This window comes from Streptomyces sp. NPDC059037 (assembly GCF_042740015.1).
GTDB lineage: Bacteria > Actinomycetota > Actinomycetes > Streptomycetales > Streptomycetaceae > Streptomyces.
The window spans coordinates 1-26,715 of the sequence record NZ_JBHYIG010000071.1; the positions used below are offsets into that span (position 1 = coordinate 1).

Below are 26,715 nucleotides of genomic sequence, written 5' to 3' on the forward strand. Positions count from 1 at the left end.
GTTTTAATTATCCGGCCCCCACCGAGATATACACTTGCTTGGGCGGCGGCAGCGTCAGTTGGGTATAAGAGACAGGGAGCCTGGGGTCTTGAGGACGGATCGGGCATGACGAGCGCGGCCCCGGTTGCTGGTGGACAGCAGCCGGGGCCGTAGTGCATCGGTACCGAGACAGGAAGGAGAACGACGATGGGCCTGAAGCAGGACATCATCCTGGTCAACGAATTCAGCGTGCCGCTGCCCGGCGGCAAGGGATCACGCGGTGCGACGCCGGGCGACTACGTCACCCGGTACATGGCCCGCGAGCAGGCGACCGAGTCGCTGGCTCCCATCCAGCGCCTGCGCACCGACGACTTCATCATGCGCTACATGGCGCGGGAGTCTGCCGTTGAGCGCGCCGGCATCTCGCGGAGTGCGGCGAAGCATGAGATGCGCCAGGCCCAGGGCGACGGCGGCGTGGCCTTCGGCTACGGCTCGGTCTCACTCTCCGACGAGCAGCTGCGCGCGGCCGGCAACGACATCCAGCAGCACTTTGAGAACGGCAAGACCGTGCTCAAGACGGTGCTGTCCTTCGACGAGGAGTACCTGCGGAAGCACAAGATCGTCGACGAGGACTTCCACTGCGAAGCCCGCGGCGACTACCGCGGCCACATCGACCAGATGAAGCTGCGCATGGCGATCATGCACGGCCTGGAGCGGATGAGCTCGGGCACCAGCGGCTTCGACGACCTGCGCTACGTCGGGGTCATCCAGGTCGATACCGAGCACGTGCACTGCCACCTGGCCATGGTCGATGGCGGCCGGGGCCAGGTGACGAAGAACGGTACGCAGCGCGGCAAGCTCCTGGACCGGCACAAGTCCAGGCTCCGCCGCGGTGTTGACGCCTGGCTCGATGAGAAGCAGGCGGTGGCTCATCTCTCCAGCGCCGTCGGCTACGAGCGGCGCAACGTCACCACCTTCATCAAGCGGTGGGCGCACGAGCGGATCCGCGCCGAGTCCCTGCCGCAGTTCCTGCTCGCCTGCCTGCCGGCAGACCGAACGTTGTGGCGCGCCGGCTCGAATGACGCCCGCATGCGCAAGGCGAACCAACTGGTGACCGAGGTCGTGAAGGAGCAACTCGACCGTGCCGGGTCCCCGATGCCGGAGGCCATGGAACGCATCGTCGACTACGCCAACGAGCGCCGCGTGAAGGAGTCTCTGAGCACGGAGGAATGGCAGAAGCTGGTCGAGCAGGGACGTACGCAGATCATGGAGCGCACCGTCAACGGCGTCTACCAGATGCTGCGGGCCATGCCGGAGTCGGAGCTGCGGGTGCGCACGCCGATGCTCGAAGTCATGGGGATGGACTACCAGCAGATGGCGGTGCTCGCCGCGGACCGGCAGGGCGAAGACGAGAATACTGAGGCCGACTTGGTCTCCTTCGGCTTCCGACTGCGCAGCTACGCCTCACGCCTGCAGCACCACCGGGAGAAGGCCGGGGTCTACCGCGACCTCGCGCACCAGTGGGAACAGGCCGAGAAGGCCGACGTCGCCGCCGAGGACTCGCGCCCGCTCTACGACTTCTACCGCTTCGAGGAGAACTACCACCGGCGGCTGATGAGCAAGTACCGGCACTTCCTGCCCTTCCCCGGGGACGCCGACCAGTGGTACGAGCAGCAACAGGACGTGGCGACCTACGGCCAGCGACTGCTCTCGCTCATGGCGCTGCGCGCGGATGCCTCCCTGCAGCGGATGAACGACCCCGAGGAGGCCGAGAACCTGGGCCGGACAATCTACGATCAGCCCGGCGGCAGGCTCCTGACCGAGGGCAAGCGCGGCCGAGCGGTGCTGGACGCGCGCATCCGGACGATGAAGCAGTCCTATGACCAGAAGCTGAACAACCTGCGGGCCGATCTCGCTTCCTGCGACCTGGTGCTGCGCGTGGGGTCGAGCGCCGAGGATCAGGCGAGTACGGAGACCGACGCGGTCAGCACGGACTTCAAGATCGTCGCCGGTGCCGCGTACGACTTCGACGAGGTCAAGGCCCTGGACCTGCACCACCTGGGATACGACTTCGTCACCGACGTCGAGATCGGGCCGCACGCACACCACACCTTCGTCGAGACGACCAGGGACCGACGGCGGTTGCTGCTGGCGGCGATGGAGTACCTGGACCAGTCCGGCCAGGCCGAGGCAATTCCCGATCTGCCGGTGGACGATGTCGCGGCGATGACACGGGTCTCCCGGGAGCTGGCACCTCAGCAGACAGACGAGGACTCCGGCACCCTCGTGTTGCGCTCCCGGATCGCGGAGCTGCGCGCCGGGAGCGAGCAGGCCGAGCGGATGCGGCGGTCCAAGGCTTCGTCACTGGACGCCGACCTCGTCGTGCGGGTCCAGGCTCAGGTCGATCAGGCTGTGACCACAGCGGACGCCGGAATGGCATCCGATTCGCAGTCATCTCCCATCTCGACCGACTTTGAACGTGAGCAGAAAGACTAGTCGACGGTCTTGTCGAGTGACCTATGAGAGTATTAGCGTGAAGAGCGTTCGGCGGGGATTCAATGCCTTGTCCGGACGATGTGACTGATCGCGGCCGACTTGTCAGAGGGCAGTCGGAACAAGCGGAAGGAAGAGATCATGGCAATTCTCAAGGGCAAGGGCGCGATGACCGGAGTCAACCTCATCGCGAAGGTCTACAAGAACGGCGTCACCAAGGACGGCAAGTCCCAGTACGCCGACGTCCAGCTCGACGCTCGAGATCCGCGCGGTCCGGAGCAGACGAACCTGCATCTGAAGTCCGATCGGGTTCAGGGTGAGGACGGCAAGGTCCGCTACAACAACGGTGCTCCGTACTCCACCGGCCAGATGGAGGAGATCGTCAAGGCCGCGGGTCCGAACACCGAGCCGATCCTGAACAAGGACGGCACCGAGGTCGGAACCATCTACGGCTTCAAGGGCAACGTGATGCCCGCGACGCGCGGCACTGGCCTGGTGGTTAACACCAAATCCGTCGAGGCCTCCGAGTTCAAGGTCGACGACAAGACGCTGGACAACCAGTTCACGTCCATGCGCGCCGCCCGCGCGGCACGGGCGGCAGCCAAGGAGTCGCAGGCCCCGGCCCCCGAGACCAAGCGGGAGCAGGCAGCCGAGGTCGAGGTCGAGGAGCCGGCGGTCGGCTGAGACCGAGACCGAGTCAAGCCTTATTCGAAAGGCCCATGGATGTCACTTGGCGAACTCGCCGTCGTCGCAAGCGGAATGCCTCGACGTACTCGCGGCGCCGCTCCTGTCAGGGCGAGCAGGCCTCTCCGCAGGGCTGACCCACAGACACACCGGCGCATCTCGTGTGCCGGTGGGGAGCCCGAGCAGCCAGCCCGGTCATCCCGAACCCCGACTGAGCAACGACATGAACCACAGCGTGATATGCCGCAACCTGGAATGGTCGGCCATCCGTACCGGCCCGGGTGTGGCCTACAAGAAGAAGGGGCAGCTCGACTCGGCCGGCGAGTTCTACGTGCTCTGCTCCGCCAAGAACCGCTACGGCAACCGCTGGTACTACGGCGAATCCTTCTCCAGCGGCTCGTACGGCATGAAGGGCTGGGTCGCCGCCAGCTGGTGCGCCGCCGACGCGACGCGCCCCCAGACCGCTCCCTCTCGGAGCGATGGGGCCGATGCGCCGTGCCCTAACCACGGCCGGGCCCGCCTTCAACGCCTCGACGACGCCGGTGTCCGACGTCGCGTTCATCGCCTGACCACCGACCTCTCGCCGTGTACGCGGTGACCATCGCCGTCCTGATGGCTGGCGAAGGCGCGCTGACCGTCGTCCTGCGCACCCTGCGCGCCCGCCTCATCCCGGCCACCGTCTTCGGCAGCACGCTCAGCGTGACCATCGTGCTGGTCGTGGTGCCGATGCCCGTGGCCGACGCAGTGGTCGCCGCCCTCCCCGCCGACGCCCTGCCCCGGCCGACACGCCGCGCGCGGCCTGATCCCGGTCCAACCCGCCCTAATCTCCCGGGAGTTCACCGTGTCCCACCCCATGCTGCTCGTGATCGGCTCCGGCCCGCGCCCCATGCGGAGCTACCTGCTGGAGCAGACCGCGGCCCACTACCCGCTGCTGCTGATCAACGACACACCGCTGACCTGGCAGAAGCCCTACGTCATCGACCACGAGGTGGCCGATCTGAGCGACCCGATCGCGGTCAATGCTGCCGCCGCGTCGCTCGCCGTCCGCAGGCCCATCGCTGGCGTCGTGACCTGGGACGAGTACTACCTGATGACCGTCGCCCGCCTTGCCCAGAGCCTCGGCGGCCGCCCCGGCAACACCCTCGCGGCCGTCGCCGCCGCCCGCGACAAGGCCACCTCCCGCCAGCGCTTCGCCGCAGCCGGCGTCCCCTCCGCCGCCTCCACCTGGGTGCACACCCTGGACGCCGCGGCCTCCGCGGCCGAACGCGTCGACTACCCGGTCGTCCTCAAACCCGCTGCCCACGCCGGCGGCATTGGTGTCGTCCGCGTCAGCACGATCACCGACCTGCCCACTGCCTGGTCCATCGCCTCCGCCGGCGCCGCCCACCAGGGCCCCGAGGGAGACGGCGTGCTCGTGGAGGAGTACCTCGACGGACCCGAGGTCTCCGTGGAGACCGTCACCCACCGCGGTGTCACCAGCGCCGTGGCCGTCACCCGCAAGTCGGCCGGCTTCGACCCCTACTTCATGGAGACCGAGCACAGCGTCACTGCCGACGACCCCCTCCTGTACGAGGTCTCTCCCGTCGCCGCAGCCGCTCTGGAGGCTGTGGGCATCACCCACGGAGTCAGCCACGTTGAGATCCGCCTCACCAAGGACGGACCGAAGGTCATCGAAGTCAACGCGCGCCTGGGCGGCGACCTCATCGGCGAACTCGTGCGCCTGGCCACTGGGATCTCCCTGCCCCTGGCCTCCGCCGCTCTCGCCTGCGGCGAGATCCCCGACCTGCGCCCCACTCGGCAGCGAAGCGCCGCCATTGGCATGATCTACCCGCCGACCGCAGGTCTTGTCACCCACCGCGATCTGCTCCCTGGCAACGACCATCACCTGGAGCACTTCCAGTGGCTGTGCGACGTCGGCGACCTCGCCACGCTCACCCCGTCCAGCACCACGCCGAACAACATCCGCTGCGGCTTCGCGGTCGTCAGTGGCGACAGTGCGCATGACACCCAGCAGCACCTCGACGAGGTCCTCGGCCGTGTTGTCGTGGAGGTCACCTCCGAGGCGCAGCACGCCGCCTGACCACGCCGTAAGGCCGGAACGAAGGGGAGCAACGAGGCCCCGCCGGCGAGCGCTTCAACCACCAGTTCGAGCAGCCCCAGACTCCGGAGGGCACGGAGTCCGAATACGGCGGGTGAGCGACCGCGACCAGCGGATGGAACGAAAGGCCCCGGAGTGGACTCCGGGGCCTTTCGCAATCCCCATTCAAAGCCTTATCGAATGCGACTCATGATAGGATTTTGACTGATTTTCCAGTTGAATTCTCAGTTCAGTCGAGAGGTCTTGCGCGGCATGTTCCACGAGGCACAGCTCAACGAGCGCTACCCACTCCTGTCTAAGCTCTCGGAGCCGCTGAAGAAGGCTGAGCGCGACATCGTCGGCCGTGAGCACGAGACGATGCAGCTGTTGGCCTCGATGAGCCGTCCCGAGCTGTGCAATGCGCTTCTACTGGCCGAGGCCGGAACGGGTAAGACCGCATTGGTCCAGGCCACGATGCTCGTGGATTCGGATCGCCTCTATCTCGAAGTGGACCCGGCGCGCATGATCTCCGAGGCGGGCAACGCCGAGAACATGGCCGCGATACTCAAGGGCTTCTTCGACGAGGCCGAGGACTTCGTCAAGGACGAGAAGCACGAACTGGTGCTCTTCATCGACGAGTTCCACCAGATCATCCAGCTCTCCGACGCCGCCGTCGAGGCGATCAAGCCGGTGCTCGCGGCCTCGGGGACCCGAGGCATCAGGATCATCGCGGCGACGACCTACGAGGAGTTCCACAAGCACATCTCACCGAACCAGCCGCTCGTCGAGCGGCTGCAGCGCATCAACCTTAACCCGCCGGACCAGGCGACGACCATCAAGATCCTGCAGGGTATGGCCGAACGGTACGGCGTGGCCGACGAGTTCTACGACGACCACATCTTCCGGCAGATCTACGAGTACACCAAGCGCTACATGCCGGCCAGCGCCCAGCCGCGCAAGTCGATCCTCGTGCTCGACTCCATGGTCGGCTGGCATCGCCTGACGCACCGGCCGATGGACCGGGACCTGCTCTCGGACGTGCTCATGGAGTCCCTGAACGTGAACGTCGCATTCCGGGTCGACGGCGCAAAGATCAAGAAGCAGCTGGACGCCAAGGTGTTCAGCCAGGACTGGGCGACCAGCGCGGTGGCGCGTCGTCTGCAGTTGTCGGTGGCGGACCTCAACGACAAGGGAAAGCCGATGGCGAGCCTGCTGTTCACGGGCTCCACTGGTGTGGGGAAATTCTGCATCGACTCGACGCAGGTGCCGGTCTACTCGAGCGACGGCGAGACCACCTGGAAGCTGCACGGCGACCTGGTCCCGGGCGACAGAGTGTTCGGTCGCCAAGGTCGCCCGGTCGAGGTGCTCGGACACTTCCCGCAGGGCATGCAGGACGTCTACCGGGTCACGCTCTGGGACGGCCGGACTCTCGACGTTGGAGGACCGCACTTGTGGACGGTCTACACAGCCAAGCAGCGGTCGAAGAAGCATGCGGGCAAGGACGTCGCGCCGATGGTCCTGAGCACGCAGGAAATGGTCGAGCGTGGCGTCGTGCGGACCTGCCCCGGCGACTCTCGGGAGCGTCTGCAGTTCTTCATCCCGGCGAACGGACCGGTGCACTGGCCGGAGCAGGACTTCGACGTCGACCCGTACGTCTTGGGTGTCCTCATCGGCAACGGGTGCCTCACTGAGAGGCAGCTGACGCTCTCGTCTGACGGGGACGACGCCGACCACACCGTGTGGACGGTGGGCGAGTGGCTGGGATCGGCACCGAAGTCGTACGGGCACAACTACAGCTGGGTCTTTCCTGTCGGCGTTGGCCCGGTGGAGGACCGCCGCGATTCGCTGTACCAGACGAAGGACGTGCTCGCCTCGGTTCCCGGTCTGATCGGTGCGCGCTCGGCGGAGCGTCGTATCCCGGAGAGGTACAAACACGGATCGGTACAGCAGCGGTGGGCGCTGGTGCGGGGCCTTTTCGACACCGACGGATCGATCCGCGGCTCGAACGACCGCTTCAACGTCTCGTACTCGACGTTCTCCAAGGGGCTCGCGGAGGACCTCAGGGAGGTGTTGTTCTCGCTCGGCGTCTCGAACACCGTCAACTCGTGGACACGCACGAAGGAGGGTGGGCGCGAACTGGCCGAGTACGACGTGCACGTGAAGGTCGGTAACGAGGGCAAGGCCCGGTTCTTCTCCCTCCCCCGCAAGCACGAGATCGCACGGCGGGCGGTCATCGAGACCTCGGGTCGTAAGCGCGTGAAGAAGTTCGACATGGTCGGCATCGCGTCGATCGAGAAGCTGCCGGAGCAGCAGAGCTCGTCGTGCATCTACGTCCACGACGAGGAGCACCTCTATCAGGCTGGTCAGTTCGTGGTCACGCACAACACTGAGCTCACGAAGCAGCTGGCGCGACTGCTGTTCGGCGATGACCAGCGGCACCTCATCCGGTTCGACATGACGGAGTACGCCGAGGACTCGTCGTTCGCGGCGTTCCGTTCCGAGCTCACCAAGCGCGTGTGGGACCTCTCCCACGCTGTGCTGCTCTTCGACGAGGTCGAGAAGGCCTCGGCGATGGTCACGCGCGTACTGCTGCAGGTACTCGACGACGGCCGGCTCAACGACGACAACAACCGCGAGGTGAGCTTCCTCAACACGTACATCGTGCTCACGACGAACGCGGGCTCGGAGATCTACAAGGACATCTCACAGTATGCGGCGGACGACACAGGGTCGGGCAAGCAGCTGATGGAGTACGAGAAGCTCATCCGTCGCTCTATCTCCTCGACGACGGGTGACAACCGGTTTCCGCCCGAGCTGCTGGGCCGTATCGACGCGATCGTGCCTTTCCAGCCGCTGTCGCTGCCGACGCAGCAAAAGATCGTGCGCAGGAAGCTGCGCCAGATGGTGCAGGAGGTGTTCGTCAAGCACAACATGCGGGTCGACATCGATGCGAGGGTCCTGCAGTACCTCATCGAGGACAAGGGCGACACCGACTCTGATGCCGGCGGTGCGCGTGCGGCTGTGGCGAAGCTGACCGACGAGGTCACCACCGCGGTGGCGACCTTCCTCAACGAGCACCCCTCGGAGCGGCGGATCCGCATCGAAGTCGTCGGTGACCTGGTCAGCGACGACAAGAACTTGCTGAGTTCCGACGCCTATGTCGAGGTCAGCGCGGTGCGATGAGCCGGTTCGAGGACGGCGCGAACTAGTCGACTCATGACTCAATAGCCCTTTCATGTCCTACGATCGTCTACCACGATAGGTCGGCGATAAGATATTCATAAACCAGGTGAACTGTGTTTTGTTAGCGAAGGGATCGCGCATCAATGGGCATTCTGGGGACGGCAGCGGTCAGACAGAAGAAGGAACGGAAGAAGAAGCCCGACGAGCTTCTGGCCTCCGTGGTGAGAGAGACGGCGATCCCGGCGGCGGTCGAGCTCCTGCGGTCGAACACGCAGTTCGTCTTTCCCAGCGGTACTGCCTGGGTGATGCTCGCGCTTGCAGCCGACGAAATCGGCGGCTTGAGCAGGCGGCACGGGCGGGACGAGGCGAAGGGCTCGATCATCGAGCTCATCAGCTCCGACCAGATCCGCACGGTGGCCACGGCGGAGATGATCGAAGAGGAGGTCTTCGGCATCATCCCCACCGACGAGACTCTCGCGCGCATGGAGGAGTACTCGCTGCTCACCGGTGCCACCTACGCCTGGGCCGTCGTGTGGCAGAAGTCCAGCGGTGATCTGCTCGTTGATCTGGTGAACGATGCGACCTTCGCGCAGGCGCGCTTTGTCGCTGCAGGTACCACGAGCCTCGAAGAAGCCGTGGGCAAGAAGGCGTGGGAAGAGCACAGCGGCCTGGTCGCCGAGGCTGGAGCCACTACCCCCGCCCCTGCGGTCGTCGGGGAGGATGAGGAGGATGCGATCTTCGACGGGATCCCTGGTGTCGAGGGGGCTGATGAGGTCCTGGATGACGAGCCGCTCTTCAGGGGCGACGCGGGCACCGTCCCGGTCGAGTCGGAGCCGGACTATGACGGCAACAAGGTGGCCGGCTACGAGCTTTTCGACGAGACCGACGCCGGCTACGGCGTCGAGGGCAACTACCAGGAGGCCGGCGACATCGTGCTGCTGGCCGATCAGGCCCAGGTGCGCGACGTCATCGCCCGCCGGTTCCTCTCCGAGGAGCTGGACCTGGACGTCCGGCTCGATGAGTTCAACGCGACCTTCGCCATCGGCGCGCCGGTCGTGCAGATCGCTGTGCCCGAGGGCGCGACGGAGTGGCTCGGGGACCAGGTCGCCCAGCTCAACCGGCAGTCCAACGCAGACCTGATGCAGCTCCGTTCCGCGCACGAGGATGAGCTGCGTGCGCTCTACGTCAACCTCATGTCGGCGCACACCGAGCAGGTCATCCGCGATGTGGCCACCGACCGCGCGGGCTCCCGGTACAAGCTGCTGAAGGACGCCGCCGAGGCCGAGCACCAGCAGCGGCAGACGGAGAAGGATGAGAAGATCCGGTCCCGCCGGGCGGAGATCGCCAAGGACTACGAGTCGCAGGCCTCCAAGGTGGCCCAGCAGGCGGCGCTCTCGGCGGAACTGCAGTACAAGGAGCGCCACCGCTCGAAGATGGAGCGCGAGCAGATCGACTCCGTCGCCGAGATCGAGCGGGACATCGAGGATGCCCACGCCCACAACCAGCAGGAGATTCTGCGGGTCCGGCGTTCGTACGCGACGCTGAAGATGCAGACCGGGCAAACGCGGATCTTCGAGGTGCTGGCCGAACGGCAGTCGGAGTACCTGACGGCCGAGGAAGAGCGCCTGAACCAGTGGAAGTCCGAGATCCAGCGGATCGTCGATGACAACCGCAAGGCCGACATCGCCCAGTCCGAGGCGCTGGCCGAGCACCTGCGGACCACGGACGAGATCGGCGTCCTGCGCCGGGAGCAGCAGGACCTCCTGGATTCGGTGCGCTCTGAGCACGCCGACCGGATACGCCGGATGGAGGACGAGCTGGAAAGCCACCGTAAGGGCTCCATCATGCAGATGACGACGCGTGACGCCGAGTGGCAGCACAGCCTCGACCTGGAGAAGGCGCAGACCAACTTCCAGATGGCGCGGGTCACTGACCTGCTCAAGCAGCTGTCCACGGTCGAGGATTCAGTGGCCAAGCGGTATGAGCTGCGCCTGACGGATATGCAGGCCGAGAAGGAGTTCTACGCCAACGAGCTGGCTCGGGCGTCCGAGACGCAGAGCAGCTCGGACAAGATCCTCGTGGTCATGATCGTAACGGCCTTGGCCCTGTTGGGCGTGGTCGTGTTCATCGGCGGGGTGGCCTTGACCCGTTGAGCGGAACGGTCATGAGCGCCGGAGTGATCTGACGGCGCATGGGGCGCGTTCCCCATTCACCGTCGTCGTCTGCGCAGGCAGGCGCACTGGGCAGCAGGACAGCAGAGCGAGCGAGGCTCGAGAGCAAGGGATCACGGTGGCCACGAACAGGCGGAAGGCAACGCGGCCGAAGGCGAGCAGCTGGGACAAGATTTCGGCGCGGACGCCAGGCGAGACGCTGACGAACCGAGACGTCTACGACAGCCAGCAGCTGGACCGCAGCACGTTCGGGACCCTGAGGTCGACCAGACCGGGCATCGTCGCCGCGGTGATTGCCGGCGTGCTGGTGGCGATCGTCGCCTGGGTCTTGTACTCGCTCATCGCCGCGGCGGTGCTGTCGGCGGGCACGTCCGTGGGTTCGGGCGCGCCCCGCAGCGACAAGCCGAGCGCATACTACGTCCAGGACACCACGACGGGTGCGGGCGGCTCGGTCGTGAAGTGCTACCGGCCGCTGACCAAGGACGGCAACCCGGACGTGAAAGCGAAGTGCTACACCAGCACTGAGGCTGTTCCGGTCCCCAGCTGGTACACCGCGGCGAAGGACGGCAAGCCCAGCGCCGAGAAGCCGGCTGAGCCCAAGAAGAGCTCGACGACGGGCGGCGAGCAGCTGGCCGACGTCTCGGGGTTCAAGCTCTTCATCACGCTCGGCTCGGGTCTGATGGTCGCCCTCATCATCGGTACGTGGTTCTCGCGGAAGGTCGCCGCGGCGAACCTGATGAACACCACGAGCGACATCAACCAGTACCAGAACGACCAGCACATCTCCCTGCCGGAAGAGATCCAGCAGAACTACGACTGGTTCCCCGACGCCGGTGCTCACTCAAGCGTGCAGGTCAGCTCGATGCTCAGCCACATGATGCTCAAGAAGAAGGGCCTGGGCACCGTCGAGGTCGCCCAGCGCGCCACGAAGGACGTCATCAATGAGGAGGGGAACCTCGTCTACTACGCCGGCGAGGTCATGGACGACGACGAGGGCGATCCGCTGACGCAGACCCTGCAGATCATCGACGAAGACTTCGGCGACGAGTTGTTCGAGGCATCTGGGCTCCCCGATGACAAGACGCTGCGACAGAAGTACGACACGGCACGGATCCCGTACAACCCTGACGGCAAGAACCGGGACAAGCTCGGCTTTGGATCGGACACGTACACGACCGTCGCTGACCTGATCAAGAAGGACTGGGAGTTCCCGGCGTACGAGGTCCAGCGCCCGGCCGGGGCGTACGTGGTCGATACCGCGCCGGTGAACACCATGGTGCTGGCCATCACCCGCGCCGGTAAGGGCCAGACGTACATCGAGCCGATCATCGACATGTGGTCGCGGGAGAGAAAGCCCTCGAACATGGTCATCAACGACCCCAAGGGCGAGTTGTTGGTGAAGAACTACGTGCCCCTGGTGACACGCGGGTTCGAGCCGGTGCAGTTCAACCTGATCAACTCCATGAAGACCGACATCTACAACCCCCTGGGACTGGCGGCCGACGCGGCGCGTGAGGGCAACTTCACCAAGTGCGCGCTGTACGTGGAGAACATCGCCGGGATCTTCTTTCCGCTCGACGGCGGCGAGGACCCGGTCTGGCCCAACGCCGCCAACAACGCCTTCAAGCGCGCGGCCTACGGACTCATCGACTTCTATCTGGAGGAGGAGCGGGAGCTGCGCAGCGCCGCAGCCGTGCTGAATATGGACCCGGCGCTGCTGGAGCAGAAGCTCGATGACCTCTGGGGCAAGGCCACGCTCTACAACTGCTACCAGCTCTTCGTGCAGATGAGCTCGAAGAAGATCAAGAACCCTGAGGCCGAGCTGGAGAAGCGGGTCAAGGCCGGCGAGTTCGAGAACAACGAGGACGCCCTGGCCGAGGAGCAGGAGAAGGCGGCGGCCCAGGCCTTCATGTGGGAGGGCAAGGCCGATCAGGACATGCTCAGTCTGTACTTCAACGCGAGCGAGGAGCTGCCCCGCAACAACATGCGCACGCTGGTGGGCAACGCCCACAACGCGTTGCGCTCGATGGCCGGCGCGGAGAAGATGCTGGCCTCGGTGTACGGCATCGCGATCACCGCCATGTCGTTCTTCACCGACCCCACGATCTCGACGCTGACCTCGGGCAAGCCCTCGCAGAACACGGATCTCGCGGGCCTGTCGTTTCCGCGTCGTCTCGGCGTGCGCTTCGCGCCGAACTACGTCAAGCGTGACCACCTCGTCGGTCAGCAGGCCGTGTGGTCGGCCTACGCGGACCCGATGTTCACCGAGAACCTGGGTGAGGACTTCGAGCACGAGGAGATCGTCGGCCGCGAGGGTTGGGCCCGGTACAACTTCAAGGGCAAGTTCCCCGGCGACGAGGCCTGGCTCAAGCTGGAGCTGGTCAACCCGCAGACGAAGATGCTGGTGCGGACCTTCTACTTCAGCTTCACGAAGAACTACCAGGCCTCGCTCAACGGCCGGCACTACGTGGTCGAGCCGGTGACGGGCAAGAAGATCGTGAAGAACGGGGTGATGCGTGAACTGAAGCCGGTGCGGGAGGGTGGCAGTCGGGACGGCAAGATCTTGTCCTTCCAGGCCGGGGACACCCTCTACCCGGACACGCGACTCGACTTCTCCGGCGGCGGCAACCCGGAGAAGGTCTCGCATCAGGCACGGGCGATCACGCAGACGCTGTCGCGCTACTCGGAGTCCCCGAAGGCGCTGTTCCTGGTGACTCCACCCCACCTGATGAAGTACGCGAAGCTGATCCTGATCCTGGTCAAGCAGCTGTTTGACGTGAGCGCCGACCAGGCGTACATGACGAAGTCGAACCAGAAGCCGCTCTACCGCACGCGGTTCATGCTCGACGAGCTCGGCAACCTGCAGTCCGAGGGCAAGGGCATCGACGGCTTCGAGACGATGCTCTCCATCGGCCTGGGCCAGGAGCAGCAGTTCACGCTCATCCTGCAGACCCTGCAGCAGCTGCGCGACGTCTACGGCGAGAGCGTCGACAAGATCGTGCAGGGCAATCCGCAGCCGCTGAACGCACTGATCAGCACCCCGTCCGGTTGGATGCGGATGAGTGAGGCGGCAGTCGGAGCCGAGGTCCTCACCCCGTTCGGCAGCACCTCGGAGATCACGGCCGTCTACCCGAAGGGCGTGCAGCCGGTGTATCAGCTCACGCTGCGCGACGGATCCTCGGCGGAAGCGTCCGCAGGTCACATCTGGGCGATCGAGCGTTGGAGGTCCAGCTTCACCATGGTCGATGGCAAGGCCGTCGGGACCGAACCTGGTGGCAAGACGGCTGCAAGGATCTCAGAGCAGATGACGACGTCGCAAATCAAGGAGCTGGTCGAGAAGGGACACCAGATCGAGCTGCCTCGAATCGCACCCGTCGAATACACCGAGGCTGATCTGCCGGTCGACCCCTACGTGCTGGGGGCGATCCTGGGCGACGGTCATGTGCAGCCGAACGGCGTCGTGAAGTTCACCTGCAACGATCCCGAGACGATCGAGGAGATCCGTCGGCGTGGGTACGTCGTGGTGGACGACACCGTCCGTGGTGAGCGCAAGGACGGCACCGGCTACCGCATCAACGGCGTGAACGCCTCGATGCGTGATCTCGGCATCGCCGGCAAGCGTTCGTGGGAGAAGTCGATCCCAGAGGTCTACCTGCGCAGCTCTGTCCAGCAGCGCATCGATGTGCTGCGGGGCCTCATGGACACCGACGGCACGATCAGCGCCAAAGGCGAGATGGAGTTCACCTCCGCGAGCCCCGAGCTTGCCGAGGGCGTGCAGACCCTGATTCGTTCGCTCGGCGGCCGCGTGGCGATCAACGTCAAGGTCAAGGTCATGTACACGTCGCCGAATCAGACCGAGCCCAAGGCCGGTCGTCCGGCGTACCGCGTGCAGAACATCCGTCTGCCCAAGATCAACCCGTTTCTGCTGGCTCGCAAGGTCGAGCGCTGGAAGGACCGCGCCCGTGGCTTCAACAGGGTCGTCAGCGTCGCGTACGTGCGTGACGACGAGGTGCAGTGCATCAGCATCGCCGACAAGCGGCACCTGTACATCACCGATGACTTCATCCCGACGCACAACACCAGCAACATCGTCTTCTTGAAATCCACGGACGACTCGATGATCGAGACGCTGGAGAAGATGAGCGGCAAGACGCACCGGTCATACCGGGACAGCAAGCAGATCAGCCAGGATCTCGACAAGGTCATCGGCGGCAAGACCGAGGGCCGGGTCTCCTACACGATGAACACCAAGGAAGAGCCGCTGATCAGCTACAACGACATGGCATTCCTCTCGCCGCGCAACTCGATCGTCTTCCGGGCCGGCGACGCGCCGATCTGGAACCGCAACCAGACGATCCTGCCGATGTCGTTCCGGCTGCTGGGCAACACGATCAAGCACCCGGGGCACACGTACTCGCTGCAGACGATCCCGACTCTGTCCAGTGCCATGGACTTCGACGTGCGGATGAACCAGCCGGACTTCGTGAAGATGCTGGAGAAGCGCATGCGCCAGGCGGTCAAGGCCGCGGCCGCGAAGGCGCAGTACAGGGAGATCTACGGCTACCAGGAGGTCGACATCGAGCGCCTGGACCCGGATGTCTATGCCGACGAGGTCATGGAGGTCATCGCGACGATGACCGCGGTCGACGAGGGTCAGGACCCCAACGCTCCGGTGGTCGTCGACCCCGACGAGTACGAGGGGATGAGCATGTTCGACGAGGAGCAGTTCATCGAGAACGTCGAGGTCGGGGTTGCGGTCGCCGAGAGTCAGGCGGTCAGCGTCGAGCGGCAGCGTCTGCTCTACGCCGAGGGGACGATCAGCAAGGAGATGCTGGTCAACCCCGACGGCTCGGCGAAGGTCAAGAGTCTGGACATCGAGATCGGTGAGGCCTACAAGTCGGCGCAGACCGAGTTGGAACAGGATCGCGAGCACTTCTCGGTCGGCGGTGACGGCGAGCTGCTCAGCGCCGATGGGTCTCAGACGTACATCAGCCAGATCCGCTCGGACGCATACGCCAATGCGGCCCGCCGGATCAACGGCCATGTGAACGACGAGGACTCGCGGGTATTCGCGGAGGGGGACGTCACCGAGGAGGACCTGAAGTCGCTGGCGACGATGATGGTCCACTCGGCCTTCTACCAGTACCTGGCCTCACTGCCGAACTGGGAGGTGCTGGCCGACGGCCGGTTCGACCGGGCCATGGCCATCGAGATGAACTCGAAGTAGCCGGCGGCCACTTGGGGGGCAGTGTCCAGTCTCGTACGACCGGGCGAGCGTCCGGCTCGCTGGCCTGAGGCTCGCCAAATCCCTGGTGCCTTCGGTCTCGCACTTCGTCTCAAGCCCTCTGGCGAATCTAGGGGGCGGCCCGCTTCACACGTCCTCAAAGGTGCGCCAGCCGTACACGGCGGCGATGAGGACGCCTAGCAGGCCGCCGCCCGCGTAGAACCACAAGGCGCCGCCGGGGAGCTCGACGCCGAGCAGCCAGGCGGCCAGGGCCCCGGCCGAGATCCCGGCAAACGCGCCGGTGGCCAGCACGTCGACGAACCTGTGGTACATGCGTGTCTCGTAGTCCATTGGGACGAGTATTCCTTTCTGCCAGGGGGAGCTTGGGCCATCTCTCCCCCCCCCCGGATCGGGGCGACCTTGCGGTTCGGCAGGCCGCCTGAGAACTCCGCCGCCGTGCTTGCCGCGTCGCGCGCACGCTCGCCAGGTCGGGCGAGACCCGACAGCCAGCCATGGATCACGACCAGTGCCGAGGTCGTCTCTTGATCGAGGGAGACTGCCTCGGCACTGGCCTTTTCGTATGACCTCTCACCTCCTTTCAATAAGCGGGATAGGCTCTATACAGACTTATGTAACCCCGAGCATCCACAGGAAGCTGATTGGCCATGAAGAAGGCGCACGGACTACGCAAGTACTTCTATGAGTACGTCTACTACAAGGCAGTCGAGCAGGCCAGGGATCAGACCGGACAGGTCGTTCCGATCTCTCAGGCCAAGGCGATCCGCACCCGGGTCGACGAGATCCTCGGCCAGCGGGGCGCCGCGCTGGCCGACCCGCGGCTGGGCGTCACGGACTGCCTCTCCGCCATCGACCAGGCATTCGGTGAGCGGGTGTCCGACTACGAGCCGCAGTTCGGTGACCATTCCCCGCAGAACGAGCGCTATCAGCAGTCGCAGCGGGAGTTCACCCGTGTCACCGGCGTCGGTGCCCAGGTCGACCCGAAGTCGGCCCGGCTGCCGATCAGCCCCTACGACCCCGACTGGTCCGAACGCGCGACCGTGAAGCGCGCCGGGACCGCGCTGGTGTACCTGCCGGACGAGACGATCGGACGCGTTGCCAGCGGCAAGGTGGAGACCCTGGCCGACCCGCGGCGCGGGAACATGGTGCTCTGGCGCATCGACCACGAAGGCAAGCCTTTCGAGGCCGGCCGAGCGATGACGAACGATGACGCCGCTGGGCTCACCTCGCTGATGGACAAGATGAGCCAGCAGGAGTACGACCAGGTCCGCGAGTGGGTCATCGACGGCGGCCGGGATCCCCAGACGAACCGCGTCGACCGCAACCGCTTCATGTCCCAGCGCGCGGTGGCACGCTCGGCAGCACTGCTCGAAGAGCTGAAGGCCCAGGGCGTGTCCTACGAGGTGATGCGCGACCGCGAGCCAGGCCAGATCAAGGCGAAGATCGCCGGAACCGGCATGGAGATCCGTCTCACCGACACGCGCCAGGAGGCGTACGCCGGAGCCCGGATCTATGACAACGGCACCGTGTTGCGCTACTCGACGAACTACCGGGTCCCCGGCGGCATGGCGGTCTACTCCCCCTCGCCGGCGGAGGCCGTTCAGCTGCTGCGCTTCGCCCAGGGCCACCGCGTCGAGCGCAGCGATCGTCCGGGGCACGCCGTCGGCGAGACCGGCACGACGCACCAGGAGCGCGGCCGTGGCCGCACGGTGGTGGATGTGCCCGACAGCTACCACGTCGACCGGGAGTCGATGTTCGTGGTCGGCGACTACGTGGCGCCCGGCGAGTCCGGTCCCCGGCCCGGGGGGAAGGTGATGCTGCGCCGGGACGCGAAGAACCGCTCCCTGCCGGCCTTCTTCGTCGACGCAGAGCCCGCTGAGGCCTACGCGAAGGCCGCCGTCGAGAGCGCGCGGGAGAATCTGCAGGCAGCTCTTGGCGTCGAAGACTTAATCGCGCGTGCTGAGGCCGAGCTGGAGCGAACGGGCGGAGATCTGGATGCGATCGAGCCGCCGGATTACTCGGCTGACTCTGAGGTCGCTGCGATTCAGCGCTCGTACTGGGACGTGCTCACCGGCGCGCACAGCGATCTGCTGCGCCCGGGGGCGACCGAGGAGATGTACCAGGAACGGCTGGAGGAGATCGGCGAGTTGCAAGCCGACGGGGTGCCCGAGATGGGCAACCTCGTCTATGGCGGCACCGCCGTCGAGAAGGTCCGGCAGCACGCGGAGGACGTCCCCTTCGAACTCATCGGGACCTGGGAGGCGGAGCTCCACGACGTCGACGGCGAGTGGGTCGATCAGCGCTTCAACCCGGACCGGGTGGCGCGGTACATGACCAGCCCCACCGGGCAGTGGTCGAACCTCGACAACCTCGCCTCGGCGCTGCGTCGTTGCGGGATCTCCCCCGACGAGATGATGGGCTCGACCTTCCAGACGACCCGGTTCAAGGACCGGCTTGTCCGCTTCGACGCCGAGCGCTCCATGCCGATCGCCGATCACGAATCTGCGTTCATGCGGCGCATCGGAGCCACCGTGCGCGAGAGCATCGAGCGCAACGCGGCGACGGTTTCCGAGATCCTGGTCGACGAGCAGGGCGTCATCTGCTGGAGCGGCGAGAAGCTGCGCCGTAACGGCAAGGGGACTCCGATCTCGGGTGAGATCGGCCAGGTCTTCGACGTCGGCGAGTACGGCGAGATCACCACCGCCTTCGCCAGCGGGGAGAACGCTCTGGTCGTGCCGGGCTACGAGGCCAAGATCACGGCCCAGACTCCGGGCGAGGCTCCGACCTCGGTCGAGGAACGCACGCGCCTGCGCGGCTACGAGCAGCTCATGCACGAGCGCATCCAGTACCAGATCGCCGGCGACTTCATCGCCGGGCGCAGCCAGACCGGCGAGCCCTCCTCGCTCAACACGGTCTACTCGCAGCTGTACGGCACGAAACACCCGATCGACTTCATCGAGCGCGCCACCACGTACCAGCGCGACGAGTCCACCGGCGAGATCAAGGAGCACCTAGACGAGTGGACGGCCGCGATCCTGCAGACCGAGGCGTGCCGTGTGCGTTACTCCAACGAGATCAAGGCCGGCTCGACGATCTACGCCGAGTACCGGGCCCAGCGCGACCGGACTGACCCGGCTGACGACAACCGTTTCGACGCCTGGCGGCTCACCGGCGGGCGGAACATGACGGTGCTCACCGGCAAGGACCGGAACAACGTCGCTGCGCCCAGCGGCTACTTCGACCCGGTGATGACCGGCGGCGCGACCAACCAGGGCATCGTGCGGTACCTGACCACTCAGGCCCAGGTCGACGCCGACGGTCGGATCGTGCCGGGCGACGAGAGCGTGGCCGGGCAGCGTGCGCCGCTCATGGCTCTCCCCGAGCTCGAGACGCTGCGGTACGACCCGTTCGACCGCCAGCAGATGACAGCCTCGACGATCATGCAGTCTTCTGAGGTCACCACGCTGGCGAAGACGGCGCTGATGACCTTCGGCGGCTGGACGGCTGATGACCCGATCGTGGTGTCGAAGGAGTTGGCCGAGCGCCACCGCATCCGCGGAGCCGGTGGCCAGGAGCGCGATCTCGTCGTGGGCGACAAGATCTCGGATCTGCACGGCAACAAGGGCGTGATCTCGCTGATCGTCGACCGGGACATGCCGCTGCAAGACGCGCAGGAGCAGGATGTCGTCGAAGAGGTCAACTGGTTCCGGGCCAACACGGACCTGGACGTGGTGATGAGCCCGTTCAGCCTGATCTCCCGGCGCAACGCGGGCTCGGCGCGCGAGCTGATGAGCGGGAACGTCTCCGACCTGCGCTCCCCCAACGGAGAACTGCGGCCAAGTGCCCTGGGCGAGATGCGCTTCGTGGTCACGCACATGGCCGTCGACGAGAAGACGAAGATCTACGACGACCAGCAGGTGCGTGCTGGCAAGGGCCGTAAGGCCTCCTCGCAGCTGGCCTGGGCGCTGCAGTCTCAGGACTGCCCGGCGATCATGCGCGAGTTCTACGGCCACAACAGCGGGGCCGAGTCGAACCTGCGCGAGTACCTGCTGGTGACCGGCCTGGACATGGAGGCTGACGGCACGTTGCGGGTGGTCGGCCACGCCGAGGGCCTCGACGAGCGCCCCGAGCGCCGGTTCATCCCGATGCCCGCGTTGCTGCGCACTCAGCCGCGCAAGGAGGGTCAGCTCCCGGGACTGAACACTACGGCGATGCGCAAGTCCTTCGGCGGTCTCATCGGCGACCGCGGCGGCGACATGGAGATCCCGTTCCTGCTCACGTATCCGACCGGCGAGCAGACCGAGACGGTGAGCGCGAGCTCGTGGAAGCTGCCGGTGATGTCCTCACATCTGCGCAGTGGCCAGGAGTTCGAGGACGGGTCCTCCGTCACGCACGACTACACCCGCAGCTACCAGGACGTCTTCGTCGAGGCCTGCCGCTACCGCTACATGGCCGAGCAGCTGGACGGCCAGGGTCTGTCCGCGGAGAAGCGCGCCGAGGTGCGTCGCGGCATGAGCGAATCGGTCTCGCGCGCTCAGCGCGCCTTCGAGGCGATCACGACCGACGTGCAGAACCGGGTGCTCACGGGCAAGAACAACATCTTCAAGACCGGGCTGATGGCCTCGCGGCTCACCGACTCGGCGACGATGGTGTGGACCGCGGACCCGCGCCTGGACGTCGACCAGATTGCGCTCAGCTCAGTCAAGGCAGAGCAGCTGGGGCTGGCCGAGGGCGACCACGCGCTGGTGTGGCGTGACCCGGTACTCCGTGACGCCGGCGTGCGCTACATGCGGGTAGCGATCGACGACCGGCTCACCGGGGCCGCGATCAACCCCGTGATGGACGCCTGCTTCGACGGCGACTTCGACGGCGACGCCGTCGCCGTGGTGAAGCTGCACAGCGAGGCCGCCAAGGCGGAAGCCCTGGCGAAGCTCTCGGTGCCGGCCAACCTGCTGGACACCGGCGTGGTCAAGGGCGACGGCTCGCACCCGCTGGCCATGCAGGTCTCGCTGGACACCCAGGTCGCGCTCTCCAAGGACGCCGGACTGGCCGAGGAACTGGAGAGCTCGCGGAGCGAGGCGAACCGGCTCCAGCTGCAAGCGCTCACGGGCGCAGAGTCGCCGGAGGACATCAAGCTCGGCCAGCAGGTCGTGACGGAGGAGCTGAGCGCGCTGTACCGCCAGGCGCAGCGCGGCGAGTTCGGCGCGGCACTGACGTTCTCGGATCGCGAGGCGCACCTGCGGAGCGTGCGCGAGGTTTGCGTCGAGACCGGCGCCAAGGGCAGCGAGAAGAAGCTCACCGACTACGCCCGGAACCTGGGCGATACCCAAGGCACGCCCGGCATCACGCAGGCCGACCAGGAAGCCTCGATGTTCGCCACGGCGATCAAGGCCCACGGCACCGGCCTGGGCGGCTCATTCAGCCAGCGCGCCGTGCGCGCGCTGCGCGGCGAAGACCTCAAGGCCGTCCTGGAGGTCACCTACCCGGTGACCCAGTCGATCCTGCAGGCCAAGCACGACGCCGCCGAGGCCCGGCACAAGTACGCGATGCTCCAGGGCCCCGGCCGCGAGCTCTGGAGGGGCCGCAGCATCGAACACGTCGGCCCCGGTCAGTGGCGCACGGCGTTCCTCGACGGTGAGCCCGTCCAGGCCACGGCCGAGGAGTGGGAGAAGCAGTTCATCGAGTTCTACGAGTCCAAGGAGGGCTTCGGCGTCACGGTCAACCCGGACTACGTGGCCCGCGTGGCCAGTGCGCTGGAGGACCCGAAGACCGGGCTCATCCGCAACCTCGAAGAGGACCCCTCGCTGGCCGGCACCGTGATGGACCGGATGGCCTACGGCGGCGGCTTCGAGGCGCTCGTGCAGGCGGCCAAGAACCGCGAGAGCGTCTACGACGGCGAGAAGAACGAGCAGTTCGCGTCCTCGGGGACCCGGAAGGCCCGGGCTGAGATGTCCCGGCAGCTCGATCAGCTGGGCTCCGCTGAAGCGCACAGCCTGGACAGCGCCGCGATTGCCGTCGACGACTCGGTGGTCAAGCGCGACGTGATCTCTCAGGACGCAGGGGCCTCCCGCACCCGCGGCTCGCATCGCCGCTCTGCGCATGCCGTGGGCGTGGGCGCGACGCGCCCGGTCTACACGCCGAGCATCGAGATCGATCAGCCGCAGGGCGACGACGACTACGGGGTGGGGTACTGAGGTGGCACAGCGCAAGGAACTGGGAACGGACCCTGCGGGCCGCCCGCGCGCGGCCAAGGAGCTTCCGGTGGACGACGATCGGCAGCAGGCCGACGAGCCGCAGAGCAGCGCATACGCCTCCTGGGACTCGCGCTCGGACGAGCCGATCGAGGCCGAGGCGATCGACGAGCCCGGACCGGAGGACGCAGACGGTTCGCGCGCCTGGCGCGAGCGGCTCCGGGACCGCGCCCGCGGGTTCTTCGGCGCGAAGACCCAGGATCGGATGGCCGACCGCGAGCGCGTGCACTGGATCGACGTCGACCGGGCCGAGAACGAGACCGAGGGCCTGGACCAGCGCGAGCAGCTGCTCAAGCTCCGGGCGGAGACGCGGCTGGCCGGCGAGAAGTACATGGCCTCGCTGCGGGACTCGAAGCTGCTGGTGCCCGGCTTCAACGACGAGGAACGGACGCAGGAGCTCGGCGTCATGCACCACGTCTACATGCAGATGATGTTGCAGTCGTGTCTCAAGCCGCTCTCGCGCGGAGTGAATGCCAACTCGATCATCCAGGCCGTCGGCATGGTGATGGCGATGCGGATGCTCGCCCCGGACTTCAAGACGGAGATGGACAGCTACCTCCAGCCACTCAAAGACAAGATCCAGGAGCGCATCGACACCAGGACCCGCGGCATGATCGCCTCTGCCGAGAGCGGCATCACGCACCGACAGAGGATCTTCAAGGACGTGCCGAGCGACGCCCGGCGCGAGCGCCTCATCGGCAGTACGGATCCGCGTGACCACCTGACGAAGAAGTGGCGCAAGCGCTTCGACGCCATGCAGCACCGTGAGCGCGGCCACCGGGAGATGTTCACCCCGGACTCGGCAGCCATGACCGAGGTCGCGCTCATGGAGAACGCCTTCTGGAAGATGCGTGAGCCGGGCGCGGACGCCGGCCTGATCCGCGACAGCTACCGGGCGATGCGCAAGCGGCTGCACGAGCAGATGAGTGAAGACGGCCTGGAGCGCCAGGAGGTCGTCCAGCGTGCGCGAATGATCATCGGCGAGCGGATGGAGTACGAGCCCGAGCTGCGCACGATGTTCAACGGCGTGGCCCACGGCCGGATCGTCAAGGCACCCGCGCACGAGGAGCGGATCGCAGGCTCGGACCGGGTCCGCACGGTCTGGAGCGGGGAGTTCGACGACCATCTGGGCCGGCGTCTGCCCGAGGACGGGATGTTCACGCTGCGCCGGCCCATGGACGCGGACGCCCACCAGGTCCAGCTCGCCGAGACGATGAAGACCTCGATGCTCGACGCGCTGGGCCGCGGCGACCAGGAGGGCTACGGGGGCAACATGCTGGGCTACCTGGTCGGCTTCGCGGCGCAGAAGCAGGATCTGGACACCAGCGGGCTGCCCGACATGCTCCAGCACCGCCTGGACCAGTCCGAGGTGATGATCGCGAGCATGGACATCGACGGCCTGCCGCCCGAGGAGCAGCAGCGGGTCTACTCCAACGCCTACGTCGACGCGATGGAGGCAGTGAACGAGAAGTACCCGGATCTTGAGGCCGAGCTGAAGCGGAGCCTCGGAGAGAACTGGCAGCAGACGCTGCAGACGGCGGTCGACGACCCGGGTGTCTTCTTCGAGGAGCAGCGGCTCAAGCCACGGTCGCGCCCTACAGGGCCGTCGGCCGAGCAGAAGGCCGGCCCGCAGAACGAGAGCCCGAACGCTGAGGCCGATGCCGAGGACTACCAGCCCGCCTGAGGGCGATCCGAGAACACGAACAAGGAGCAGGAGGAAGGGTCATGAACCAGGAACAGAATGAGGGACAGCAGGCCAGGTTCGGATCGCGTTTCGCGCGGATGTTCGGCTATGTCACGCCGGAGGACAGGAGCCGATGGGAGCAGATGCGGGCGCAGAACAAGCCGAACGTCAGCGCGATCAAGCAGGGCACGCAATCATTGCTGGGCTCGATGATGGAGTTCGGGGAGCGCAACATCGGCGCGAAGCTCGATGCGGCCCACCGTGTGGCGGCGCAGCAGCGGTTCGAGGAGTCCCACGACAAGGTCGTGAACCAGCGCCGCGATCCGAACACACGGAACATCATCGAGTCGGTCGACTACGAGCCCAAGGACGACCGGGAGGAGATCGAGCCGGATCTGGAGATCTAGCCCAATGGGCCACGACAAGCTTAGCAAGCTTCATTCAATAAGACCGACCCTCCTTCTAGACTCGCGACTATCTTCGATAGACTAGTTTCTAAGCGAAACCGCGGCACGAAGGACGACAGGACAGGGTGTGGGTATGGAGACGACGACGAATCCGCGTGTCAGTAAGCGCGAGTTCATCTCTCGGGTCGCGACTCGCAGCGGGTTGCCGGTCCGGGTGGTGAACAAGGTGTACGAGTCGTTGCTCGGTGAACTCACCGGCGCGGTCAGCTGTGGGGAGACGGTCATGCTCACGAGCTTCGGCCGCTTCTACCGACAGGATCACAAGGGCCACAAGGTGCGCTTCGGCAAGAGCGACGTCGACGACTACGTGGTGCTGAAGTTCTCCGCGTCGAGCAGCTTCAACCGCCGGCTCGGGGGCAACGAGGATGAGGTCTCACCGGACACCTACGGGATGATCGAGGATGCCGACGAGTTCGGGAACGCTATTGAGGATCGTGAGCTGCGAGCCGTGTCGTAGGCAACGAGTAGCCGGCAGAAAAGAGAACCCCCGAGATGCACAGGCATCACGGGGGCTCTTTCGTGGTGGGACGAGCCCAGTTGAGAGGCTCAGCCGTCGGCAAAAGCGAAGATCAGCACGAGCACGATGACCGGGACGAAGAGCACGGGCCGGCCCCGGCGGGGAGGTGCTCCCACCCCAACGGCGAGTTGATCCAGTCCATGAAATCATTCCACACGTCGGCGTCGGTGTCTGCGATCGAGCCGAAGAAGCCGGTGACCCATCCGATGATGGCTGCCAGGCTGACGCCACCGATCAGACTGAGGGCGATGATGAGGCGGGTGCTCTTGAACATGGCCTTGAAATGTTGCCCTGCCCTACTTCCGGTCCTCGAAGAGCAGGTAGTACAGCCCTATGTGCGGGATGACGACGGCCGCCAGCGCGATCCAGGCCCGCCCCGGATCCTCGACCACCCAGCCGATGAAGTCTTCTACTAGAAGCCATCAATGATCAGCAGGAATAGCGGGATTACAGGTCACTCGAACTGGAGGTCAGGCTCGCTCATGGATGGCGTGTCGAAGCTGCTGATCGAGCGCTTTCGGGGTCGTGAGGGACTCGCGATCGGCTCGCGCTGCGCGGCCAGCTCGGCGAGAGTGAAGCCCACAGGGCGACCGAGGCGCTGGCCGGCCATGTAGTAGGCCTGCCCGTTCGCGCGTTCACCCAGGGCGATGATCTCGCGGGTGACGGGCTCGCCCGGGCTCTGGGGCGCGCGCTCCCGCCAGACGATCCGGTGCGAGGGCTTCGTGTTTGGGTCCGCGCCGACGTAGGTGGTCTCGCAATCAGAGAGGTCGGGATAACTGGGCATGTACTCCAGCGGGTGCGTGCTCGGCGCACCCTGCTGGATCCGGCCCAGCTGATTGAGGGCCACGCGCAGGAGCCGATCCTCCGGTCCATGAGGGTGCATCACCGCGGCGTCGTGGAGCGTCTGGAGGTCCTGCTTGAGACCGGTCGTCGGCAGGAGGCGGATGGGAGGCTGACGCTCACTCATCACGCTTCTCCTGCTGGGCAGCACGATGCTCATCGGCCCACTGCCGACCGAGCGGGCCGAGGCTCTCGGCGAGCTCTTCGATGGTCATGCCCGCCTCGTCGGCGGCGTCGGACTCCTGGATGCGGCGGGAGAGCTCGGCCTGGAAAGCATCCTCAGTGTGGGCGTAGGCCGCGTGGTCGTATTTCATGAGGCGCACGAACGCGGCGAAGGGGATGATCGCGGCCTCGGGCTTGTTGTCGTCGCCGAAGATCAGCGGTGTGACCTCGCCGCGGCGATAGCGGTTCAGCATTGTGCCGAGGTTCTCGCACCTGAGTTGGTTGGTCGGGACGACATTGACGGAGAACTTCGGGAGCTCGGCGCCGGGAGCGCTGTTGTCATGAGCGTTGTTGTTGTGAGTCATAGCCTCAGCCTAACCAGTCGGGAATAGCTTGTCAGCGACTCGCATACGACCGTTCTCGCCGAGTCGATAAGGGCATCGAATGGTGGATCGCTCCGTCTTGAGAGACGGGACGGGCAAGAGAAAGAGGAGACCCGTGCCCCAGTCCCGCGCAGGGCGGAGCCGGGGCACGGGCTCTGATGGATGGACGGTCGCGACCTCAGAAGTTCCCCTCGCCGGTGAGGTCGACGGTGCGGTCAGCGCCCTCGTCGGGGTGCAGCAGCGCGAGGGTTCCGAGCGCCGCGGACAGAACCTCGTCATCCAGGTCGGCAGTACCGGCCGGGGGTAGGAGTCAGGGGCGGGCGGCCTGCTCGTCGCGGACGGCCACGGGCAGCATGGCGGCAGCCTGCGACCGGTAGTCCTCCAGGGCCTGGTCCCGGGACACCCGTCGACCGCAGCCGATGGTGTGGGAGTGGAACGCGTCCTTGCGGACGTAGTGCACGGCCTTGCCATTGTCGACCTGGACTGGGGCGGTGGTGATCGCGGACATGGCGCGGTTCTCCTGGTGGGTAGTGAAAGCAAAGGGGTGCAGGGCGCGCATGGTTCGTGTGGCGCGCGAGCCAG

Annotated in this window: 17 protein-coding genes; 12 read left to right on the forward strand and 5 right to left on the reverse strand. The window is 66.0% G+C overall.

Going from position 1 to position 26,715, the window contains the following annotated elements; all coding sequences use genetic code 11:
* Positions 1–186: 186 nt before the first annotated feature.
* From mobL to ACFWY6_RS17100, 7 genes are all read left to right on the forward strand, one after another.
* Positions 187–2,475, forward strand: coding sequence for a relaxase MobL (gene mobL / locus ACFWY6_RS17070; RefSeq protein ID WP_384690554.1), 2,289 nt, complete (start codon positions 187–189; stop codon positions 2,473–2,475).
* A gap of 138 nt (positions 2,476–2,613) precedes the next feature.
* Positions 2,614–3,156 carry a hypothetical protein gene (locus tag ACFWY6_RS17075; protein WP_384690557.1) on the forward strand — a complete coding sequence of 181 codons (543 nt, stop codon included), beginning with the start codon at positions 2,614–2,616 and terminating at the stop codon, positions 3,154–3,156.
* A 223-nt stretch (positions 3,157–3,379) separates the two neighbouring features.
* Positions 3,380–3,754, forward strand: a complete 375-nt coding sequence (locus ACFWY6_RS17080) for a hypothetical protein (protein ID WP_384690560.1) — start codon at positions 3,380–3,382, stop codon at positions 3,752–3,754.
* 243 nt (positions 3,755–3,997) lie between these two features.
* Entirely contained in the window at positions 3,998–5,236 is a 1,239-nt protein-coding gene (locus ACFWY6_RS17085; RefSeq protein ID WP_384690563.1) for an acetyl-CoA carboxylase biotin carboxylase subunit family protein, read from the forward strand.
* A gap of 270 nt (positions 5,237–5,506) precedes the next feature.
* The gene (locus ACFWY6_RS17090) at positions 5,507–8,416 is read left to right on the forward strand and encodes an AAA family ATPase (protein ID WP_384690566.1); all 2,910 of its coding nucleotides are present in this window, start codon (positions 5,507–5,509) and stop codon (positions 8,414–8,416) included.
* Between the two features lie 143 nt (positions 8,417–8,559).
* Positions 8,560–10,569, forward strand: a complete 2,010-nt coding sequence (locus ACFWY6_RS17095) for a hypothetical protein (protein WP_384690568.1) — start codon at positions 8,560–8,562, stop codon at positions 10,567–10,569.
* Between the two features lie 136 nt (positions 10,570–10,705).
* Positions 10,706–15,814, forward strand: coding sequence for a type IV secretory system conjugative DNA transfer family protein (locus tag ACFWY6_RS17100; RefSeq protein ID WP_384690570.1), 5,109 nt, complete (start codon positions 10,706–10,708; stop codon positions 15,812–15,814).
* 144 nt (positions 15,815–15,958) lie between these two features.
* On the opposite strand, the gene ACFWY6_RS17105 is transcribed toward ACFWY6_RS17100, so the two are convergent.
* Entirely contained in the window at positions 15,959–16,162 is a 204-nt protein-coding gene (locus ACFWY6_RS17105; RefSeq protein WP_384690572.1) for a hypothetical protein, read from the reverse strand.
* Positions 16,163–16,476: 314 nt separating this feature from the next.
* On the opposite strand from ACFWY6_RS17105, the gene ACFWY6_RS17110 reads away from it, so the two are divergent.
* The 4 genes from ACFWY6_RS17110 to ACFWY6_RS17125 all read left to right on the forward strand — a co-directional run bounded on the left by ACFWY6_RS17110 (position 16,477) and on the right by ACFWY6_RS17125 (position 24,688).
* A complete protein-coding gene (locus ACFWY6_RS17110; protein ID WP_384690575.1) occupies positions 16,477–22,023 on the forward strand; it encodes a hypothetical protein in 5,547 nt (1,848 codons plus the stop codon).
* A 1-nt stretch (position 22,024) separates the two neighbouring features.
* A complete protein-coding gene (locus tag ACFWY6_RS17115; protein ID WP_384690578.1) occupies positions 22,025–23,764 on the forward strand; it encodes a hypothetical protein in 1,740 nt (579 codons plus the stop codon).
* Positions 23,765–23,805: 41 nt separating this feature from the next.
* Positions 23,806–24,171, forward strand: coding sequence for a hypothetical protein (locus ACFWY6_RS17120; protein WP_384690580.1), 366 nt, complete (start codon positions 23,806–23,808; stop codon positions 24,169–24,171).
* Between the two features lie 133 nt (positions 24,172–24,304).
* A complete protein-coding gene (locus ACFWY6_RS17125) occupies positions 24,305–24,688 on the forward strand; it encodes an HU family DNA-binding protein (RefSeq protein WP_384690583.1) in 384 nt (127 codons plus the stop codon).
* Between the two features lie 112 nt (positions 24,689–24,800).
* Here ACFWY6_RS17125 and ACFWY6_RS17130 read toward each other — a convergent pair whose 3' ends face one another.
* The 3 genes from ACFWY6_RS17130 to ACFWY6_RS17140 form a co-directional block, all read right to left on the reverse strand.
* Positions 24,801–25,022, reverse strand: coding sequence for a hypothetical protein (locus tag ACFWY6_RS17130; RefSeq protein WP_384690586.1), 222 nt, complete (start codon positions 25,020–25,022; stop codon positions 24,801–24,803).
* A 180-nt stretch (positions 25,023–25,202) separates the two neighbouring features.
* Positions 25,203–25,715: a hypothetical protein gene (locus ACFWY6_RS17135; RefSeq protein WP_384690589.1), complete on the reverse strand. Its 513-nt coding sequence runs from the start codon at positions 25,713–25,715 to the stop codon at positions 25,203–25,205.
* Positions 25,708–26,115: a hypothetical protein gene (locus ACFWY6_RS17140; protein WP_384690592.1), complete on the reverse strand. Its 408-nt coding sequence runs from the start codon at positions 26,113–26,115 to the stop codon at positions 25,708–25,710. The genes ACFWY6_RS17135 and ACFWY6_RS17140 overlap by 8 nt, the downstream gene beginning before the upstream one ends.
* Positions 26,116–26,248: 133 nt before the next feature.
* On the opposite strand from ACFWY6_RS17140, the gene ACFWY6_RS17145 reads away from it, so the two are divergent.
* Positions 26,249–26,440: a hypothetical protein gene (locus tag ACFWY6_RS17145; protein WP_384690595.1), complete on the forward strand. Its 192-nt coding sequence runs from the start codon at positions 26,249–26,251 to the stop codon at positions 26,438–26,440.
* 3 nt (positions 26,441–26,443) lie between these two features.
* Here the strand turns inward: ACFWY6_RS17145 and ACFWY6_RS17150 are convergent, their stop codons facing one another.
* Positions 26,444–26,641 (reverse strand): hypothetical protein, encoded by a 198-nt coding sequence (locus tag ACFWY6_RS17150; RefSeq protein ID WP_384690598.1) that lies wholly within the window; start codon positions 26,639–26,641, stop codon positions 26,444–26,446.
* Positions 26,642–26,715 lie beyond the last annotated feature (74 nt).

Coding starts and splice junctions, on each gene's coding strand:
- ACFWY6_RS17150 (WP_384690598.1), bottom strand. CDS start 26,641: ATGTCCGCGATCACCACCGCCCCAGTCCAGGTCGACAATGGCAAGGCC.
- ACFWY6_RS17120 (WP_384690580.1), top strand. CDS start 23,806: ATGAACCAGGAACAGAATGAGGGACAGCAGGCCAGGTTCGGATCGCGT.
- ACFWY6_RS17105 (WP_384690572.1), bottom strand. CDS start 16,162: ATGGACTACGAGACACGCATGTACCACAGGTTCGTCGACGTGCTGGCC.
- ACFWY6_RS17075 (WP_384690557.1), top strand. CDS start 2,614: ATGGCAATTCTCAAGGGCAAGGGCGCGATGACCGGAGTCAACCTCATC.
- ACFWY6_RS17135 (WP_384690589.1), bottom strand. CDS start 25,715: ATGAGTGAGCGTCAGCCTCCCATCCGCCTCCTGCCGACGACCGGTCTC.
- ACFWY6_RS17140 (WP_384690592.1), bottom strand. CDS start 26,115: ATGACTCACAACAACAACGCTCATGACAACAGCGCTCCCGGCGCCGAG.
- ACFWY6_RS17110 (WP_384690575.1), top strand. CDS start 16,477: ATGAAGAAGGCGCACGGACTACGCAAGTACTTCTATGAGTACGTCTAC.
- mobL (WP_384690554.1), top strand. CDS start 187: ATGGGCCTGAAGCAGGACATCATCCTGGTCAACGAATTCAGCGTGCCG.
- ACFWY6_RS17090 (WP_384690566.1), top strand. CDS start 5,507: ATGTTCCACGAGGCACAGCTCAACGAGCGCTACCCACTCCTGTCTAAG.
- ACFWY6_RS17130 (WP_384690586.1), bottom strand. CDS start 25,022: ATGTTCAAGAGCACCCGCCTCATCATCGCCCTCAGTCTGATCGGTGGC.
- ACFWY6_RS17095 (WP_384690568.1), top strand. CDS start 8,560: ATGGGCATTCTGGGGACGGCAGCGGTCAGACAGAAGAAGGAACGGAAG.
- ACFWY6_RS17080 (WP_384690560.1), top strand. CDS start 3,380: ATGAACCACAGCGTGATATGCCGCAACCTGGAATGGTCGGCCATCCGT.
- ACFWY6_RS17125 (WP_384690583.1), top strand. CDS start 24,305: ATGGAGACGACGACGAATCCGCGTGTCAGTAAGCGCGAGTTCATCTCT.